The sequence below is a fragment of the Microbacterium aureliae genome (assembly GCF_054780155.1).
This window is the reverse complement of sequence record NZ_BAAGWW010000001.1, coordinates 1,067,296-1,083,522: the sequence shown is the minus strand read 5'-3', so window position 1 is coordinate 1,083,522 and position 16,227 is coordinate 1,067,296. Positions and strand designations below refer to the sequence as shown.

Genomic DNA, 16,227 nt, shown 5'->3' with positions numbered 1-16,227 from the left:
ACTGAGGGGGCCGGATGCTGCTGAAGCCGAGATGGTGGGACATCACCGTCGCCGCCGGGGCACTCGTGATCGCCGTCGGAACCGTCTTCGGCTTCGGGCCCACCTCACCCGCACGGCAGGCGGTCGCGCTCGCCGCGACCGCGGGGTTCGTCCTCGCCTACGCCCTCATCGCCCGCGGCGGCATCGAGCGCCCCGTGCCGTGGCGCTTCCACGCCTTCCTCGTCGCGGCATTCGTAGTGATCACGGTCGGATGCGCGGCGGCGGGGTTCATGGCGATGCTGCAGACTCTCGCCTACCCGCTGGTGTGGGTGCTCGGAGACACCCGGCGGCGCGGCATCCTGGGTTCGGTCGTCGTCGCCGCCGCGACGTTCACCGGGTTCGCGATCAACGGCGCCCCGGGCGCCTCCGGGCTGGCCTCGGGCGCGGCGACGGCGGGGTTCTCGCTCGTGTTCGCGATCGCGCTCGGCATGTGGATAGCGAGCATCGCCGAGTACGGCGAGGAGCGTGCGCGGCTGCTCGCCGACCTCACCGCCGCCCAGGCGCAGGTCGAGGCGCTCAGCCGCGATCGCGGGGCGGCGGAGGAACGCGAGCGCCTGGCCCGCGACATCCACGACACGCTCGCCCAGACTCTCGCCGGTCTCGTCCTGTTGGCCGAGCGCGCGGGGCGCCGATCGCGCGAGGGACGAGCGGATGCCGCAGCCGACGCGATCGGCGAGGTCGAGCAGGTCGCCCGCGAAGCGCTCGGCGAGGCGCGCGCACTCGTGGCCCGCACGGCCGCGGTGCCCTCCGACCAGGCCCTCGACGCCGCGCTCGGCCGCCTCTCCGACCGGTTCCGGGCCGAGACCGGCCTCGACATCGACCTGCGCGTCGACACGGCGGGGGCCGAGATCGATCGCGAGCGCCAGGTGGTGATGCTGCGCTGCGTGCAGGAGCTCCTCGCCAACGTCCGCAAGCACTCCGGCGCCTCGCGCGTGGCGGTGCAGGTGACCGGCGCGGCCGACGGCGGGCTCCGGCTCGAGGTCGCCGACGACGGGGCCGGCTTCGATCCGGCCGCACCGCGCACCGGCTTCGGTCTCGACGGCATGCGCGAGCGCGTCGCGCTGGCCGGTGGCACTCTCGTGATGGCGACCGCCCCGGGAGCCGGCGCCCGCGTCGTGATCGAACTGCCGGCCGCGCCGGTTGCGGCATCCGTCATCCGGGGTGCGGAGGCCGCGTCGTGATCCGGCTGCTGATCGCCGACGACCACCCCGTGGTGCGCGCGGGGCTGGCGGGGCTGCTCTCGGACGAGGACGGGCTCGAGGTCGTCGCCGAGGCCTCGGACGGCGACGAGGCCGTGCGGCTGGCCGCGGCCACCCGCCCCGACGTCGTCCTGATGGACCTGCGCATGCCGGGCGTGGACGGGGTGGCGGCCACCGCGCGCATCGCGGCGGGCGAGGCGGGCGATCCGCCGCCGCGCGTCCTCATCCTCACCACGTACGAGAGCGACGACCAGATCCTCGCCGCGATCGAGGCGGGTGCCGCCGGCTACCTGCTGAAGGCGGCGCCGCAGGCCGAGATCGTCGCCGGGATCCGGTCGGTGGCGGCGGGCCAGTCGGCGCTGTCGCCCCAGGTCGCGGTGCGGCTGGTCGAGCGGATGCGCCGGCCGGAGCCGGCATCCGTCCTCACCCCGCGCGAGCTCGACGTGCTGCGCCACGTCTCGGCGGGCCGCAGCAACAAGCAGATCGCCGCGGCGCTCGGCATCGGCGAGTCGACCGTCAAGACCCACCTGCTGAAGGTCTTCGAGAAGCTGGGGGTTGCCGACCGCACGCGCGCGGTGACCCTCGCCCTCGAACGGGGTCTGCTGCCCTGACGCACGGGAGCCCCGGACCTGACGGTCCGAGGCTCCGGTGTGCGGCGGATCAGAACTGGTTCATCGTGTTGTGCTGGCCGCCGGCCTTGAGGGCGGCGTCGCCGGCGAAGTACTCCTTGTGGTTGTCGCCGATGTCGCTGCCGGCCATGTTCTGGTGCTTGACCGTCGCGATCCCCTCGCGGATCTCGCGCCGCTGGACGCCCTTCACATAGGCGAGCATGCCCTGATCGCCGAAATAGCCCTTGGCCAGGTCATCGGTCGACAGCGCAGCGGTGTGGTACGTCGGCAGCGTGATGAGGTGGTGGAAGATGCCGGCACGGGCCGAGCCGTCGCGCTGGAACGTGCGGATCTTCTCGTCGGCCAGCCGCGCCAGCTCGGTGTCGTCGTAGTCCACGTTCATCAGGTCGCCGCGGTCGTAGGCCGACACGTCCGCACCCTGTGCCGCGAGCTGGTCGTAGGCCTGCTGGCGGAAGTTCAGGGTCCAGTTGAACGAGGGGCTGTTGTTGTAGACCAGCTTGGCGTCCGGCACCTCCTTGCGGATCGCGTCGACCATGCCGGCGATCTGCTCCACGTGCGGCTTCTCGGTCTCGATCCACAGCAGGTCGGCGCCGTTGCGCAGCGACGTGATGCAGTCCAGCACGACGCGCTCCTCGCCGGTCCCGGGACGGAACTGGTACAGGTTGCTGGGCAGTCGCTTGGGCCGCAACAGCGTGTCGCCGCGCTTGATGACGACGTCGCCGTTGCCGAGCTCGGCGTCGGTGATCTCCTCGGCATCCAGGAACGAGTTGTACTGGTCGCCGAGGTCGCCGGGCTGGTGGGACACCGCGAGCTTCTGCGTGAGTCCGGCCCCGAGCGAGTCGGTGCGGGCGACGATGACGCCGTTGTCGATGCCGAGCTCGAGGAAGGCGTAGCGGACGGCGTTGATCTTGGCCAGGAAGTCCTCGTGCGGGACGGTCACCTTGCCGTCCTGGTGGCCGCACTGCTTCTCGTCCGACACCTGGTTCTCGATCTGGATGGCGCACGCGCCGGCCTCGATCATCTTCTTGGCCAGCAGGTAGGTCGCCTCGGGGTTGCCGAAGCCGGCGTCGATGTCGGCGATGATCGGCACCACGTGGGTCTCGTAGTTGTCGATCCGCGACCGCAGGAATTCCACGGCCGTCTCGTCGCCGGCGGCGCGGGCGTCGTCGAGCTGCGTGAAGAGCAGGTCGAGCTCGCGGGCGTCGGCCTGGCGCAGGAAGGTGTAGAGCTCCTCGATGAGCGCGGGCACCGCGGTCTTCTCGTGCATCGACTGGTCGGGCAGCGGCCCGAACTCCGAGCGCAGGGCCGCGACCATCCACCCCGACAGGTACAGGTAGCGCTTGTTCGTGCTCTTCAGGTGCTTCTTGATCGAGATCAGCTTCTGCTGCCCGATGAAGCCGTGCCACACGCCCAGCGACTGGGTGTAGACGGACGAGTCGGCGTCGTACTCGGCCATGTCGCGGCGCATGATGTCGGCGGTGTACTGGGCGATCTCGAGCCCGGTGCGGAAGCGGTTCTGCGCCCGCATGCGGGCCACGGACTCGGGGTCGATGGCGTCCCACGAGGAGCCGTGCTGCTCCTTGAGCGCCTGGATGGCCTCGATGTCGTTCTGGTACTGGGTCATGGTGTTCTCTCTGGATCGGTGTCGGGTCGTCAGTCGGTCTCGACGAGGAATCGGGCGTAGGCGGGCAGGGTGAGGAACGCGGGGAAGTCGGTACCGAGCGCCACCTCGCGGAAGACTTCGGCGGCGTCGTCGAAGCGGTCGGCGTCGCTGCGCTCGACCTCGCCGAGCACCTGGGCGATGAGGCCCTCGACGTAGTCGCGCGTCACGCGGGTGCCGTCCTCGGTGGTGCGGTCCTGGTGGATCCACTGCCACACCTGCGAACGCGAGATCTCGGCGGTCGCGGCGTCCTCCATCAGGTTGTCGATCGCCACGGCGCCGAGCCCCCGAAGCCACGCCTCGAGGTAGCGGATGGCGACCGAGACGTTGCCGTGGACGCCCGCGGTGGTGATCGGGCGCCCGATGTGCACGTCGATGAGGTCGGTCGAGGTGACCTCGACGTCCGGCCGCTGAAGGTCCACCTGGTTGGGGCGGTCGCCGAGCACGGCGTCGAACTCGGCCCGCGCGATCGGGATGAGGTCGGGGTGGGCCACCCACGTGCCGTCGAAGCCGTCGCCGGCCTCGCGCTTCTTGTCGGCGGCGACCTTCTCGAACGCCCGGGCGGTGACCTCGGGATCGCGACGGTTCGGGATGAACGCGCTCATGCCGCCGATCGCGAAGGCGCCGCGCTTGTGGCAGGTCTTCACCAGCAGCTCGGTGTACGCGCGCATGAACGGCACGGTCATCGTCACCTCGCTGCGGTCGGGGAGCACGAAGCGGGCGCCGCGACCGCGGTAGTTCTTGATGATCGAGAAGATGTAGTCCCAGCGGCCGGCGTTCAGCCCCGCGACGTGGTCGCGCAGCTCGAAGAGGATCTCCTCCATCTCGAACGCGGCCGGGAGCGTCTCGATGAGCACGGTCGCCCGGATGGTGCCGTGCGGGATGCCGACATACTGCTCGCTGAAGGTGAAGACGTCGTCCCACAGCTTCGCCTCTTCGCTGGACTCCAGCTTGGCGAGGTAGAAGTACGGTCCGCGCCCGTTGGCGATGAGCTGCCGGGCGTTGTGGAAGAAGAACAGCCCGAAGTCCACGAGCGAACCGGAAGCGTTCATCGTCCGCCCGGTGCGGTCGGTGAAGCGGATGTGGTTCTCGGTGAGGTGCCAGCCGCGCGGGCGCATCACGATCGTCGGCGTCTGCTCGGCGGTGACCTCGTAGCGCTTGCCCTCGGGGCTCGTGTACGAGAGCTCGCCGCGGATGGCGTCGCGCAGCGACAGCTGCCCCTCGATCACGTTCTTCCACGTGGGGCTGGTGGCGTCCTCCTGGTCGGCCAGCCACACCTTGGCGCCGGAGTTCAGGGCGTTGATGGTCATCTTGGGGTCGGTGGGGCCGGTGATCTCGACGCGGCGGTCCTCGAGACCGGGGCCGGGGCCGGCGACCCGCCACTCGTCGTCCTCGCGGATGTGGGCGGTGTCGCTGCGGAACTGCGGGTCGTGGCCGTTGCCGACTTCGAACCGGCGGCGGAGCCGGTCGGCGAGCCGGTCGTGGCGCCGTGCCGAGAACCGTGCATGCAGCTCGGTCAGGAAGGTGACGGCCTCAGCGGTGAGGATCTCGTCGTAGCGGTCCCGGAGGGGGCCGGCGATCTCGATCGTCGGCGTGTGGGATGCCGTGGGGATCGGGGCGGTGCGAGTGCGCAGCGGGGCGGTGGTGGCGGCGGTCATGAGTCCACTATCGAGTGAAGATCGAGTCCACTCCCGACGAATCCCGGTGTGAACTTTCCCGAAAATTCTGCTTCTGTGACAGAATCGGTCCATGACCCTCACTCCGGCCCGCGAATCGATCGTCGACAGCGTCGACGATGAAGAGGTGGATGCCCTGACCATCGGCCGCCGGATCCGGCAGCTTCGCACCGAGCGCGGGATGACGCTCGACGAGCTCGCCGCGGCGATCGACCGCGTGCCGAGCCAGCTCTCGATGATCGAGAACGGCCGGCGCGAGCCCAAGCTGACCCTGCTGCAGACGATCGCCCGGGCGCTCGGCACGACGCTGGACGCGCTGCTGGAGTCCGAGCCGCTCGATGAGCGCTCGACCCTCGAGATCGCCCTCGAGCGCGCGATGCGCGGCCCCACCTTCACCGCCCTCGGCATCGAGCCGTTCCGCATCGGCAAGTCCGTGCCCACCGAGGTGCTCAAGGCGATGCTGGCGCTGCAGGGCGAGATCGGCCGGCTCAACGACGAGCGCGCCGCGACGCCCGAAGAGGCGCGGCGGGCCAACGTCGCCCTCCGCCGGCTGATGCGCACCCAGAACAACTACTTCGCCGATCTCGAGCGGCAGGCCCGCGGCATCCTGGACGCCGTCGACCACCCGGGCGGACCGCTCACCCAGCGCACGGCATCCGACATCGCAGCCCACCTCGGCTTCACCCTGCACTACGTGCCGGACCTGCCCCAGACCACCCGCAGCGTCGCCGACATCAAGAACGGCCGGCTCTACCTCTCGAGCCGGCTGACCTCGAAGGGCGATCCCCGCACGGCGGTGCTGCAGGCGCTGTCCAGCCGCATCCTGGGCCACGCCGAGCCGACATCGTACGCCGAGTTCCTGCGCCAGCGGGTCGAGACGAATTACCTCACCGGCGCGCTCATGATCCCCGAGGCCCACGCCGTGCCGTTCCTGCAGGACGCGAAGAAGGACCGCGCCATCTCGATCGAGGACCTGCGCGACGCGTACTCGGTGTCGTACGAGACGGCCGCGCACCGCTTCACCAACCTCGCTACCGTGCACTTGGGGCTGCCCGTGCACTTCCTGAAGGTGCACGAGTCGGGGACGATCACGAAGGCGTACGAGAACGACGACGTGAACTTCCCCACCGACCGGCTCGGTTCCATCGAGGGGCAGATGTGCTGCCGCAAGTGGACCTCGCGGGTCGTGTTCGACGTGGACGACCACTTCAACCCGTACTACCAGTACACCGACACCGGCAACGGCACCTACTGGTGCACGGCGCGCGTGGAGCAGTCGAGCGAGGGCGCGCACTCGGTGTCGGTGGGGGTGCGCTTCGACGACACCAAGTGGTTCCTCGGGCGGGACACCGGCAATCGGGGAGTGTCCAAGCACTCCGTCGAAGTGTGCTGCCGCCGGGCGCCGGCCGATCTCGAGGCGACGTGGCGAGAGAACTCCTGGCCCAACGTGCGGACGCCGCGGACGTTGCTGGCGACCCTGCCCATGGGGTCGTTCCCGGGCGTGGACACCACCGACGTCTACGAGTTCCTCGAGGCGCACGCGCCCCGCTGAGGCGGCGCCGGGTAGGGAACTTCCCCAGTTTCCGTAGGGTCTCTCCCACTGTCGGCGGCATGGCGGCCTGGCTTTCACTGTTAACCAGGACCGATGCCCGTGTCGAATGGTCGGCTGCTCGGTCCTCACAGACGACGGGAGCCCCCACATGAAAATCGCCTTCGGATCCGACCCGAACGCCGGTGAGCTGAAGCAGACGCTGATGGACCTGGCCCAGCAGCTGGGTCATGAGGTCGAGGACCTCGGCGCCGAGGACCCCATCTACGCCCACACCGCCACCGACGTCGCCGAAGCCGTCGCCGCCGGCCGGTACGACCGCGGCGTCGTGCTGTGCGGCACCGGCATCGGCGTCTCGATCGCGGCGAACAAGGTCGACGGCGCGTACTGTGCGCTGCTGTCGGACGTCTACTCCGCCGAGCGCGCGCAGCTGAGCAACAACGCCAACATGGTCGCCATGGGTGCGCAGGTCACCGGCCCGGAGCTGGCCAAGACGATGCTCAGCCGCTACCTCGAACTGAACTTCGACGCCGAGAGCCGCAGCGCCCCCAAGGTCGCCGCCATCGCCGAGTACGAAGCCGAGCGGCGCGGCCAGTGACGGATCAGCTCCTCGGCGACCTGCCCGTGCAGGCGACCCGCGCCCGCCTCAACGTCCTGCGCATGCTGCGCGCCGCCGGCTCCGGCCATCTGGGCGGCGCGCTGTCGTGCATCGACATCCTCACCGCCCTCTACGGCCGCGTGCTCAACGTCGACGCCGCGAACCCCGACGACCCTGACCGCGACCGCTTCCTGCTCTCGGCGGGACACAAGGCGCTCGCCCAGTACGCGGTGCTGGCCGAGTTCGGGTTCTTCCCCGAAGAGGTGCTCGACACCTACGGCGAGTACAAGTCCCGGCTCCCCGGACACCCGGACATGCACAAGCTCCCGGGAGTGGAGGCCAACACCGGCGCCCTCGGCCACGGCGTCGCCATCGCGATCGGCATGGCCATCGCCGGTCGCATCGACGGCAGCGACCGCCGCGTCTTCGCCGTCGTCGGCGACGGCGAACTGGCGGAGGGGTCGAACTGGGAGGCCTTCGCGGCCGCCGCGCACCACGGCGTGGACAACCTCGTGGTGTTCTTCGACTGCAACGGCTTCCAGATCAGCGGCCCCACCGCCGACGTCATGGACATGGGTCCGGTGGCGGCCAAGCTCGCGGCCTTCGGCTGGGCGACCCGCGAGGTCGACGGCCACGACTTCGGGGCCATCCTCGACGCCGTGGAGTCGGGCCCGCTGACCCCCGGCAAGCCCACCGCCATCGTGGCTCACACGGTCAAGGGCAACGGCATCAGCTTCCTCGCCGGACGTCTGGACTCGCACTACTGGACGCCGGCGGACGGCGAGCTCGATCGCGCCGTGGCCGAGCTCGAGGCCCTCGTCAGGCAGCACAGCCTGGAGGTCGTCGGTGGCTGAGCGCGATCCCCGCAAGGTCTTCGGTGCGGCGCTGACCGCCGTCGCCGAACGCAATCCCGACATCGTCGCCCTCTCGGTCGACTCCGGGCTCAGCTCGGGGCTCGGCGCCTTCCGCGACCGCTTCAGCGACCGCTACATCGAGCTGGGCATCATGGAGCAGGCCGCCACGGGCGTGGCGGCGGGGCTCGCCACCTCGGGCAAGATCCCGGTGCTCTGCGCGATCGCGCCGTTCGTCACCGTGCGCAACTACGAGATGTTCCGCAACGACGTCGGCTACATGAAGCAGAACGTCAAGATCGTCGGCCGCAACGGCGGCATGTCCTACTCGCAGCTGGGTCCCACCCATCACTCGCTCGAGGACTTCGCCATCACGCGGATGATCCCCGGCGTCACGGTGCTGGCCCCGCAGGACTGCCACGAGATCGAGGCGGCGGTCGAGGAGATGGTCGCCATCGAGGGGCCTGTGTACATGCGCATCGGCGCCGGATCGATCCCCGACCTGTTCGCCGACCCGCCGCTGAAGATCGGCGAGGCGCGGGCGCTGCGCACCGGGGACGACGTCACGGTCATCAGCACCGGTCAGCTCACCGCGGCCGCCATCGAAGCTGCCGACGCGCTCGCCGACAAGGGCATCTCGGTCGACCACCTCGGCATGGCCACCATCCAGCCGCTGGACGCCGACGCGATCCTGGAGTCGATCTCGCGCACCGGCCGCGTCGTGACGATCGAGGAGCACTACGAGCGCGGCGGCCTCGGCGGCGCGGTCGCCGAGCTGATCGCCCGTCACCGGCCGGTGCCGCACGAGCTCATCGGCGTCCCGCACCGCTACATCTCGTCGGGTCCCTACGAGATGCTGCTGTCGGACTGCGGGCTGGATGCCGAGTCGCTGGCCGACCGGATCGGAGCGTTCGTCACCGCATCCTGATGACGAGTTTGCCGGCCACCCCGGCCGCCGCGACCCGCTGGTACGCGGCGGCCAGGGTGGCCGGCGTCGCGTCGTCCACCGTCTCGGTGCGGGGCGTGCGCAGCCGACCCTCCGCCGCGAGGGCCGCCACGGACTCCAGGATGCGGTGGTGGGCGAGGTCCGTCGGCCCACTCGGGTCCGCGCGCGTGAACATGAACTCCCAGTGCCACGACGCGCTCAGCGGCTTGAGTGCGGTGACCTCGATCGGCCCGCGGTCGAGGCCCACGATCTCGCCGAAGGGGCGCAGCATCGCGGCGTAGTCCGGGATCCTCCCCTGGGAGTGGGGGCTGACGATCCAGTCGACGCCGCCCGGCGCGAGCGCGCGCACCTGCCCCACCAGGTCGCCGGCATGGTCGACCACGGTGTCCACGCCGAGGTCGGCGAGCCACGCGCGCGAGGACTCCCGCGACGCGGTCGCGATCACCCGGACGCCCGGCAGGAGCGCGTGCACCAGCTGCACCAGCACCGAGCCCACGCCGCCGGCCGCGCCCATCATCAGCAGTGTGCCCGCAGCGTCGGCGCTGAGCTTGAGCTTGTCGAACAGCGCCTCCCACGCGGTGATCGAGGTCAGCGGCATGGCGGCGGCGTCCTCGACCGTCATGCCCGCCGGGCGGTGGCCGACGATGCGCTCGTCGACCAGCTGCAGCGTCTGGTGCGAGCCGGGCCGGCGGAGCGTGCCCGCGTAGAAGACGGCGTCGCCGGGACGGAAGAGGGTGACCGCCTCGCCGACCGCGAGCACCTCGCCCGAGGCGTCGAACCCCAGCACGCGGGGATCCGGCGAATCGCGGGCAACCTTGGAGTCGACGGGATTGACGGATGCCGCTCCCACCGCCACGAGCAGATCGTGGGGTCCGGGGGGCCCGACCGGCAGCATCCGCTCGTCGAAGATCAGGTCGCCGGCGTCGCCCCGGTGGACGGTGACGGCGCGGCTCAGGTCGTCGGTCATGGTGAACCTCTCTGCGAGAACGACGGAGGGCCGCGCCCCGGCGACGGGATGCGGCCCTCCTCGTGAAGGGTGGATCAGACCTTGGTCTCGTCCACCAGGGCGGGGTGGAACAGGCGCGGCTTGCCGGTGGCGGCGGCGTCGTTGTCGTAGGTGGTGCCGTTCGGCGACGACACGACCTCGAGCTGCATGCCCCACGGGGCCATGAAGTAGCACCACGTCAGACCCAGGTTGGGACCCTCGGTGTAGCTGGTGGGCTCGCCGAGCACCTCGACGCCGTTCTCGCGCAGGTACGCGATGGCCGCGTCCATGTCGTCGACGTAGAAGGCCAGGTGGTGGCCGCCGATGTCGCTGTTCTTCGGCTGCTCGGTGTTCTGGTCGGGCGACTCGTACTCGAAGATCTCGAGGTTGCTGCCGTTGCCCAGGCGCAGGTAGCGGAACTCCTTGATCCTCGCCCGCGGGTTGACCCGCAGGTGGTCGTACATCCAGGTGCCCTCGTCGTCCTTGAAGTCCCGCGCGGCGACGAACAGCTCCGTCGCGCCGAGGATGTTGACGAAGAAGTCGCACGCCTGGTTCAGGTCGGGCACGGTGAAGCCGATGTGCTCCATGCCGCGGATGCCGGGAATGGCCATTTTCGTATCTCCTTGTTTCACTCGGCGTCGGTCGCGGAGCTCTGCTTCGCGCCGGCGATGTGCTCGGTCATGGTGCGGACGGCGAGGGCGAACGAGACGGCACCCGGGTCGGGGTAGCCCACCGACCGCTGCGACAGGACGCGTGCGCGGCCCATCTTCGGGGTCAGCTCCGCGGTGGCGTCCGCGGCGGACTGAGCCACGTCGGCGGCCTGCTGCCAGGCCGCGAGCGTGCCCGCGCCGCCGGCGACGGCCGACTCGAACGCCTCGACGAAGGGGATCACCGCGTCGAGCATGGTCTTGTCGCCCTGCTCGGCACGGCCGAGGCGCTGCAGCGACTGCAGGAACGCGCGCAGCGCGCGGGCCTGGGCGGCGGCATCCGGACGGTCCACGTCGCCGAGGACGTTGCCGGCAGCCGTCAGCGCCGCGCCCCACAGGGCGCCCGAGGCGCCACCGGCGTTCTCGGACCACCGGTCGCCCGCGCCGACGAGCACCGTCTGCGCGCCACCGCCGGCCGCGTGCAGCTCGGTCGCAGCCTTCGACGCCGCGGCGGAGCCGCGGGTCATGCCGATGCCGTGGTCGCCGTCGCCGGCGATGGCGTCCAGGTCGCCGAGCGCCTCGCGCTGGGACTCGATCGCCTCGCTGACCTTGCGCAGACCCTCGGTGATGAGCCCGGCGGCCACGCGCGAGTCGTCGCTTCCGGGGGTGGTCACCTGGAGCGGCTCCGGCTCGGTGTTGAACGCGACGTCGGCCGGGAGCGCCGGCGCCATCGGGGCCCGGCGCGTGTACGCGGCGGTGTCGCACTCGGCGAAGTAGTAGTCCTCGATGGTGTCGTCCAGCCAGATGAGGGTCAGCGAGACGCCGCCCATGTCCAGCGACGTCATGAACTCGCCGACCTCGCCCTTGACGACCTCGAGGCCGCCGTCGCGCAGCCGCTGGGACACGCGGGTGTAGAGGACGAAGAGCTCCTCGTACTTGGCCGAGCCGAGTCCGTTGAGGACGGCCACGACGCGCTTGCCGGAGTTGGCCGGGCGGTCCTCGAGCAGCCGCTCCACGAGGAGCTTCGCGACGTCGTCGGCGGTGCCGCGGTCGGTCTCGTAGATGCCCTTCTCGCCGTGGACGCCGAGGCCGACGCCCATCTGGCCCGCGGGCACCTCGAACAGCGGGTGGTCGGCGCCGGGTAGCGTGCAGCCCGAGAAGGCGACGCCGAAGGTGCGCACGCGCTCGTTCGCGGCGTGGAAGACGTCGACGACTTCGTCCAGCGACAGGCCCGCCTCGGCGGCGGCCGAGGTGATCTTGAACACCGCCAGGCCGCCGGCGATGCCGCGGCGCTGGGACTGCTTCTCGATGGGCGCCGAGGCGATGTCATCGGTGACGACCGCGGTGCGGGCCTCGATGTTCTCGGAGCGCAGGCGCTCGGCGGCCTGCCCGAAGTGCAGCACGTCGCCGGCGTAGTTGAGGAAGGCGATCAGGACGCCGCCGCCCTGGTTGGCCGCGCGGGCGACGCTCACCGCCTGCGAGGCGCTGGGGGACGAGAAGATGTTTCCCGTCACCGCGCCGTCCAGCAGTCCCTGGCCGACCCAGCCGGTGAAGGCGGGGTAGTGGCCGGTGCCGCCGCCCGAGATCACGGCGACCTTTCCGGGCCGGGACTGGGTGGCGCGCACGACGCCGCCGAAGACGGGTCGCACGTAGTCCGGGTTGGCTTCGACGAACCCTTCGACGAGTTCCTTCGGGAAGTCCTTCGGGTCGTTGACAAGCGTTGTCATGTCTCGTTCAACTCCTTCGTTGAGTGATCAGCGGACTGGGGTTCCAGTGCCGGGTCAGGCCGGTTCCGGTTCGGAACGCGGGGGTCGGTCCGCGTCCAGGACGCGGTGGAGGGTGTGCAGGGAGATGTAGGGCTCGGGCTCGATCCCGGGCGCGGCGGCCAGGGTCTCGGACCCGACGCCCTCGGGCTCGCCGAGCGAGCTGACCACGAGGGACGCGCCCTCGAAGTTCTCTCCGGCGGTGTAGCCGCTGACGGTGACGATCGTGCGCAGGCCCGCCGCGTGAGCGGCCCGCAGGCCGATCTCGCTGTCCTCGATCACGACCGTCTGCTCGGGGTCTGCATCCAGGCCCTCGACGGCCATCAGGTAGATGTCGGGACTGGGCTTCTTGCGCGGCACGTCGTCGCCGGCGAAGACCTTGAAGTCCTTCATGATCTCGTCGCCCACCGCCTGACGCAGCACCGCTTCGACCGACGGCCGGGCCGAGGTCGAGGCGACGGCGAGTTTCCAGCCCGCCTCGTGCGCCGCGCGGATGAGGCGCGTGATGCCGGGGCGGGTGGGCAGGACGCCGCTGTCGATGAGCGAGGTGTACTGCGCAGTCTTGTACTTGTGCCACTGACCGACGACCTCGCGCAGCTCCTCCGGGTCCTCCGGCAGGCCGTTGGCCTGGATGAACTCGGGGGTCAGGACGCTCGCCATCCGCTCCTTGCCGCCGCCGATGCGGACCTTCTCGGCGTACGACTCGGTCGTCCACCGCAGCGGCAGCCCGAAGTGCTCGAAGGTGGCGTTGAACGCGGGCAGGTGACCGTCGCGCTCGGTGTCGGCGAGGACCCCGTCGCAGTCGAAGATGAGTGCGGGCATCAGCGGCCGCCCTTTCCGGCCGAGCCGAACTCCTCGGCGAGGCCGCGGACGAGGGCGACGACATCGTCCAGGGTGTGGCGGAACAGCGACGGCGGGTCCCACTTGTTCTTCGCCTCGGCGTCCTTGAGGAACGCCAGCGTCGACTTCATGTAGGTCTCTTTGAGCGCCGTGGAGATGTTGACCTTGGCGCAGCCGAGCGAGATGAGCTCGCGGAACTGCTCGCTGCTCAAGCCGCTGCCGCCGTGCAGGGCGATCGGGATGCTGCGCGCCTCGACGAGCTGGCGGACGCGGTCGAAGTCGAGCACCGGCGCGGAGGTGTAGCTGCCGTGGGCGTTGCCGATCGAGGGGGCGAAGACGTCGACACCCGACTCATCGATGAAGCGGAGCGACTCCTCGAGCGACTGGCGCGCCGCGACCTCGTCCGAGCCGTGGTCGTCCTCGACCCCGGTGATCGCCTCGATCTCGCCCTCGACCTGCGCGCCGTAGCGGCGCGCCTCCTGCACGACCTCGATGGTCTGGCGCAGGTTCTCCTGCACCGGCATCTCGGAGGCGTCGAAGAGCACCGAGTTCCAGCCGTTCTCGAGGCACGCCGTCACCACCGCGCGGTCGGGGCAGTGGTCCAGGTGCAGCGCGACCGGCACCTCGATGCCCGCCGTCATCGACCGCCACATCGCGGCCAGAACGGGGGCGCCGATGCTGCGCACCGTCTTCACCGAGGTCTGCACGATCACGGGCGAGTTCGCCTCGACCGCACCGGCGAGGACACCCTCCAGCGTGAGGTCGTTGAAGATGTTGATCGCGGGTACTCCGTACCGCTGCGCGAAAGCCGGCTCGAGGATCTCACGCAGAGAAACCACCGTCATGACACACTCCCTTGTTGGTCCTGCCGTTCACGCTATGGGAGCGTGCCGCACGGAACTATGAGGGGAGTCCCCCGGTCGGAGTAGGGGAATCAAGTAGGGGTCGCGATCAGAACGCCGGGCGGTCCTCGCCCATGCTCGCCAGCATCGTGCGATTGGTCGCGCCCGTCTTTCGCAGCAGCGAGCCCACGTGCTTTTCGACGGTCTTCACCGAGATGCCCAGTTCGGTGGCGATCTGCTTGTCCGCGTAGCCCTTCACCACCAGAGCGCGCACCTCCAGCTCCCGCGCCGTGAGCCGCTCGCCCTTGTCCTCGCCCGCGGACACCTCGGTGAGGTGCTCGTAGAGGTCGCCCTCGATGAGGGCCTGCCCCTTGCCGGCGGCGACGATGCTGCGGACGATCACCTCGGGCGCCGACTTGCGGCTGAGATACCCGCGCACGCCGAGCTGGCGGGCCAGGCGAACCTGCTCGACGGTGGGGCTGTCCATGTACACCACCAGGGCGCCTTTGGCGTTGGCGTCCAGGAGTGCCGCGCTCACCTCGGACAGGCTCATGCCATGCGTGTCGAGGTCGAGGACGACCACGTCCGGCACGAGCTGGGCGATGCTGTGGCGCACCTCCTCAAGGGAGCCCGAGTCCGAGGCGATCTGCATCGACGGCTCGTGCAGGTGCATCAGGCCGACCAGACCCGCCGAGACCAGCGGCTGGGCGCTCGCGACGAGCACCTTCCAGGCTTTGTGCTCGGAGGCGACGTCCCCCGATGGGGAGTCCGGGATGATGGCGCGGATCTTCGTGCCCCACCCGGGGATGGACTCGATCTTCAGGTCGCCGCCGAAGTGGAGCACGCGCGAGGACATCCCGTGCAGGCCCAGGCTGCCGCGTGCGAGCGAGCCCTCGAAGCTCTGCGTCTCGGGCACGTCGAAGCCGCGGCCGTCATCGTCGACGACGAGCGTGATCGATTGGGTGCCGTACAGCACACCCACGCGGACACTCGAGGCGCGGGCATGGGCGACGACGTTCTTCAGCGCTTCTTCGGCGATGCGGTAGAGCTGGTGCGCGACCTCGGCCGAGGGCTCGCGCGCAGTGCCGTTCACGGTGAGCTGGGTCTTGAGGTCGGTCACGTCCGCGACCCATTCCAGCTCCAGCCGCAGCGCCTCTTCGAGCGAGCGTCCCTCGAGGGCCGCGGGGCCGACGCCGAGCGCCGTGCGGCGGGTGTCGCTGAGGGCCTCCTGCGCCTCTTCGCGCGCCGCGCGCACAGCGGCGGCGGCCGGGTGCTCGCGGGGGAGATCGGCCTGAGCGGCGTCGAGCCGTTCGATCAGCGCGCCGAGCGAGCGGCCGACTGTGTTGTAGACGTCGCGCACCGCGCGCTCGCGCTCGTGGGCGACGGCGGCCTCGCGCTCGCGCTTGGTGGCTTTGGCGTGCAGCTCGGCGTTGGCCAGGGCGATGGCGGCGTGGCTGGCGAAGAGCTCGGCCAGCTGCGCGTCGGCGCTGGTGAACAGCCGGCCCGGCCCGTCGCTGAAGACCACGCAGCTGCCGACGATCCGATCCCCCCACCGGATGGGGACGCCGATCACGGCGCACTCGGCCCGCGGATCATCGGGGGCGATGTGGCCGTTGGGGATCATGGAGTACGCCGGCAGGATCACCGCGGATCGCGACCTGACGACCTCGCCGGTCGCACCCTGCTCGAGCGAGAACGTCGCGCCCTCCTGACAGCCGACCCCGAGGTCCACGCGCTTGGTGTAGGTGCCCGCCGCCTCGTCGACGAGGCAGATCGACCCCGAACGGCACTCCAACAGGCGCATGATGTGCCGCAGGATCCTCTCCAGCAGCGGCTGGAGCTCGAACCGGCCGGCGAGATCGGCCGCCGACGCCGAGATCGCCCGCAACTGACGGGCGGTGTCGAAGTCGTTCGGGATGCCGGTGATCCCCGGGATCCCCGAGGCGATGTCGCTGCTCACAGGTCCTCCTCGACCGTCTCGGCTCGACGAGCTCTGGTGGTTC

General features: G+C 70.5%; 14 protein-coding genes. 6 read left to right on the top strand and 8 right to left on the bottom strand.

Annotated elements, in window-relative coordinates; translation table 11 throughout:
* Positions 1-14: 14 nt before the first annotated feature.
* Together ACYVF4_RS05255 and ACYVF4_RS05250 are read left to right on the top strand one after the other, a co-directional pair.
* The gene (locus ACYVF4_RS05255; RefSeq protein ID WP_460720423.1) at positions 15-1,220 is read left to right on the top strand and encodes a sensor histidine kinase; all 1,206 of its coding nucleotides are present in this window, start codon (positions 15-17) and stop codon (positions 1,218-1,220) included.
* Complete coding sequence (locus tag ACYVF4_RS05250; protein ID WP_460720421.1) at positions 1,217-1,849, top strand: response regulator; 633 nt, start codon at positions 1,217-1,219, stop codon at positions 1,847-1,849. Before ACYVF4_RS05255 ends, ACYVF4_RS05250 begins: the two co-directional genes overlap by 4 nt.
* 49 nt (positions 1,850-1,898) lie before the next feature.
* On the opposite strand, the gene ACYVF4_RS05245 is transcribed toward ACYVF4_RS05250, so the two are convergent.
* Positions 1,899-3,491: an isocitrate lyase gene (locus tag ACYVF4_RS05245; protein ID WP_460720419.1), complete on the bottom strand. Its 1,593-nt coding sequence runs from the start codon at positions 3,489-3,491 to the stop codon at positions 1,899-1,901.
* A 29-nt stretch (positions 3,492-3,520) separates the two neighbouring features.
* Positions 3,521-5,185, bottom strand: a complete 1,665-nt coding sequence (aceB, locus tag ACYVF4_RS05240) for a malate synthase A (protein WP_460720417.1) — start codon at positions 5,183-5,185, stop codon at positions 3,521-3,523.
* 91 nt (positions 5,186-5,276) lie between these two features.
* Here aceB and ACYVF4_RS05235 point away from each other — a divergent pair, with 91 nt between their 5' ends.
* The 4 genes from ACYVF4_RS05235 to ACYVF4_RS05220 all read left to right on the top strand — a co-directional run bounded on the left by ACYVF4_RS05235 (position 5,277) and on the right by ACYVF4_RS05220 (position 9,129).
* Positions 5,277-6,755: a helix-turn-helix domain-containing protein gene (locus tag ACYVF4_RS05235; protein WP_460720415.1), complete on the top strand. Its 1,479-nt coding sequence runs from the start codon at positions 5,277-5,279 to the stop codon at positions 6,753-6,755.
* Between the two features lie 148 nt (positions 6,756-6,903).
* The gene (locus ACYVF4_RS05230) at positions 6,904-7,350 is read left to right on the top strand and encodes an RpiB/LacA/LacB family sugar-phosphate isomerase (protein WP_460720413.1); all 447 of its coding nucleotides are present in this window, start codon (positions 6,904-6,906) and stop codon (positions 7,348-7,350) included.
* The gene (locus ACYVF4_RS05225; protein ID WP_460720411.1) at positions 7,347-8,204 is read left to right on the top strand and encodes a transketolase; all 858 of its coding nucleotides are present in this window, start codon (positions 7,347-7,349) and stop codon (positions 8,202-8,204) included. Before ACYVF4_RS05230 ends, ACYVF4_RS05225 begins: the two co-directional genes overlap by 4 nt.
* Positions 8,197-9,129: a transketolase family protein gene (locus ACYVF4_RS05220; RefSeq protein ID WP_460720409.1), complete on the top strand. Its 933-nt coding sequence runs from the start codon at positions 8,197-8,199 to the stop codon at positions 9,127-9,129. The genes ACYVF4_RS05225 and ACYVF4_RS05220 overlap by 8 nt, the downstream gene beginning before the upstream one ends.
* Here ACYVF4_RS05220 and ACYVF4_RS05215 read toward each other — a convergent pair.
* The 6 genes from ACYVF4_RS05215 to ACYVF4_RS05190 form a co-directional block, all read right to left on the bottom strand.
* Positions 9,116-10,114 carry a zinc-binding dehydrogenase gene (locus ACYVF4_RS05215; RefSeq protein WP_460720407.1) on the bottom strand — a complete coding sequence of 333 codons (999 nt, stop codon included), beginning with the start codon at positions 10,112-10,114 and terminating at the stop codon, positions 9,116-9,118. The genes ACYVF4_RS05220 and ACYVF4_RS05215 overlap by 14 nt on opposite strands.
* Positions 10,115-10,188: 74 nt before the next feature.
* Positions 10,189-10,743: a VOC family protein gene (locus ACYVF4_RS05210; protein ID WP_460720405.1), complete on the bottom strand. Its 555-nt coding sequence runs from the start codon at positions 10,741-10,743 to the stop codon at positions 10,189-10,191.
* 17 nt (positions 10,744-10,760) lie between these two features.
* Entirely contained in the window at positions 10,761-12,506 is a 1,746-nt protein-coding gene (locus ACYVF4_RS05205) for a dihydroxyacetone kinase family protein (RefSeq protein WP_460720403.1), read from the bottom strand.
* Between the two features lie 54 nt (positions 12,507-12,560).
* Entirely contained in the window at positions 12,561-13,364 is an 804-nt protein-coding gene (locus ACYVF4_RS05200; RefSeq protein WP_460720401.1) for an HAD-IA family hydrolase, read from the bottom strand.
* Positions 13,364-14,227 carry a class II fructose-bisphosphate aldolase gene (locus tag ACYVF4_RS05195; RefSeq protein ID WP_460720399.1) on the bottom strand — a complete coding sequence of 288 codons (864 nt, stop codon included), beginning with the start codon at positions 14,225-14,227 and terminating at the stop codon, positions 13,364-13,366. Before ACYVF4_RS05195 ends, ACYVF4_RS05200 begins: the two co-directional genes overlap by 1 nt.
* A 106-nt stretch (positions 14,228-14,333) precedes the next feature.
* Positions 14,334-16,184 (bottom strand): LuxR C-terminal-related transcriptional regulator, encoded by a 1,851-nt coding sequence (locus tag ACYVF4_RS05190; protein ID WP_460720397.1) that lies wholly within the window; start codon positions 16,182-16,184, stop codon positions 14,334-14,336.
* Positions 16,185-16,227: the final 43 nt, after the last annotated feature.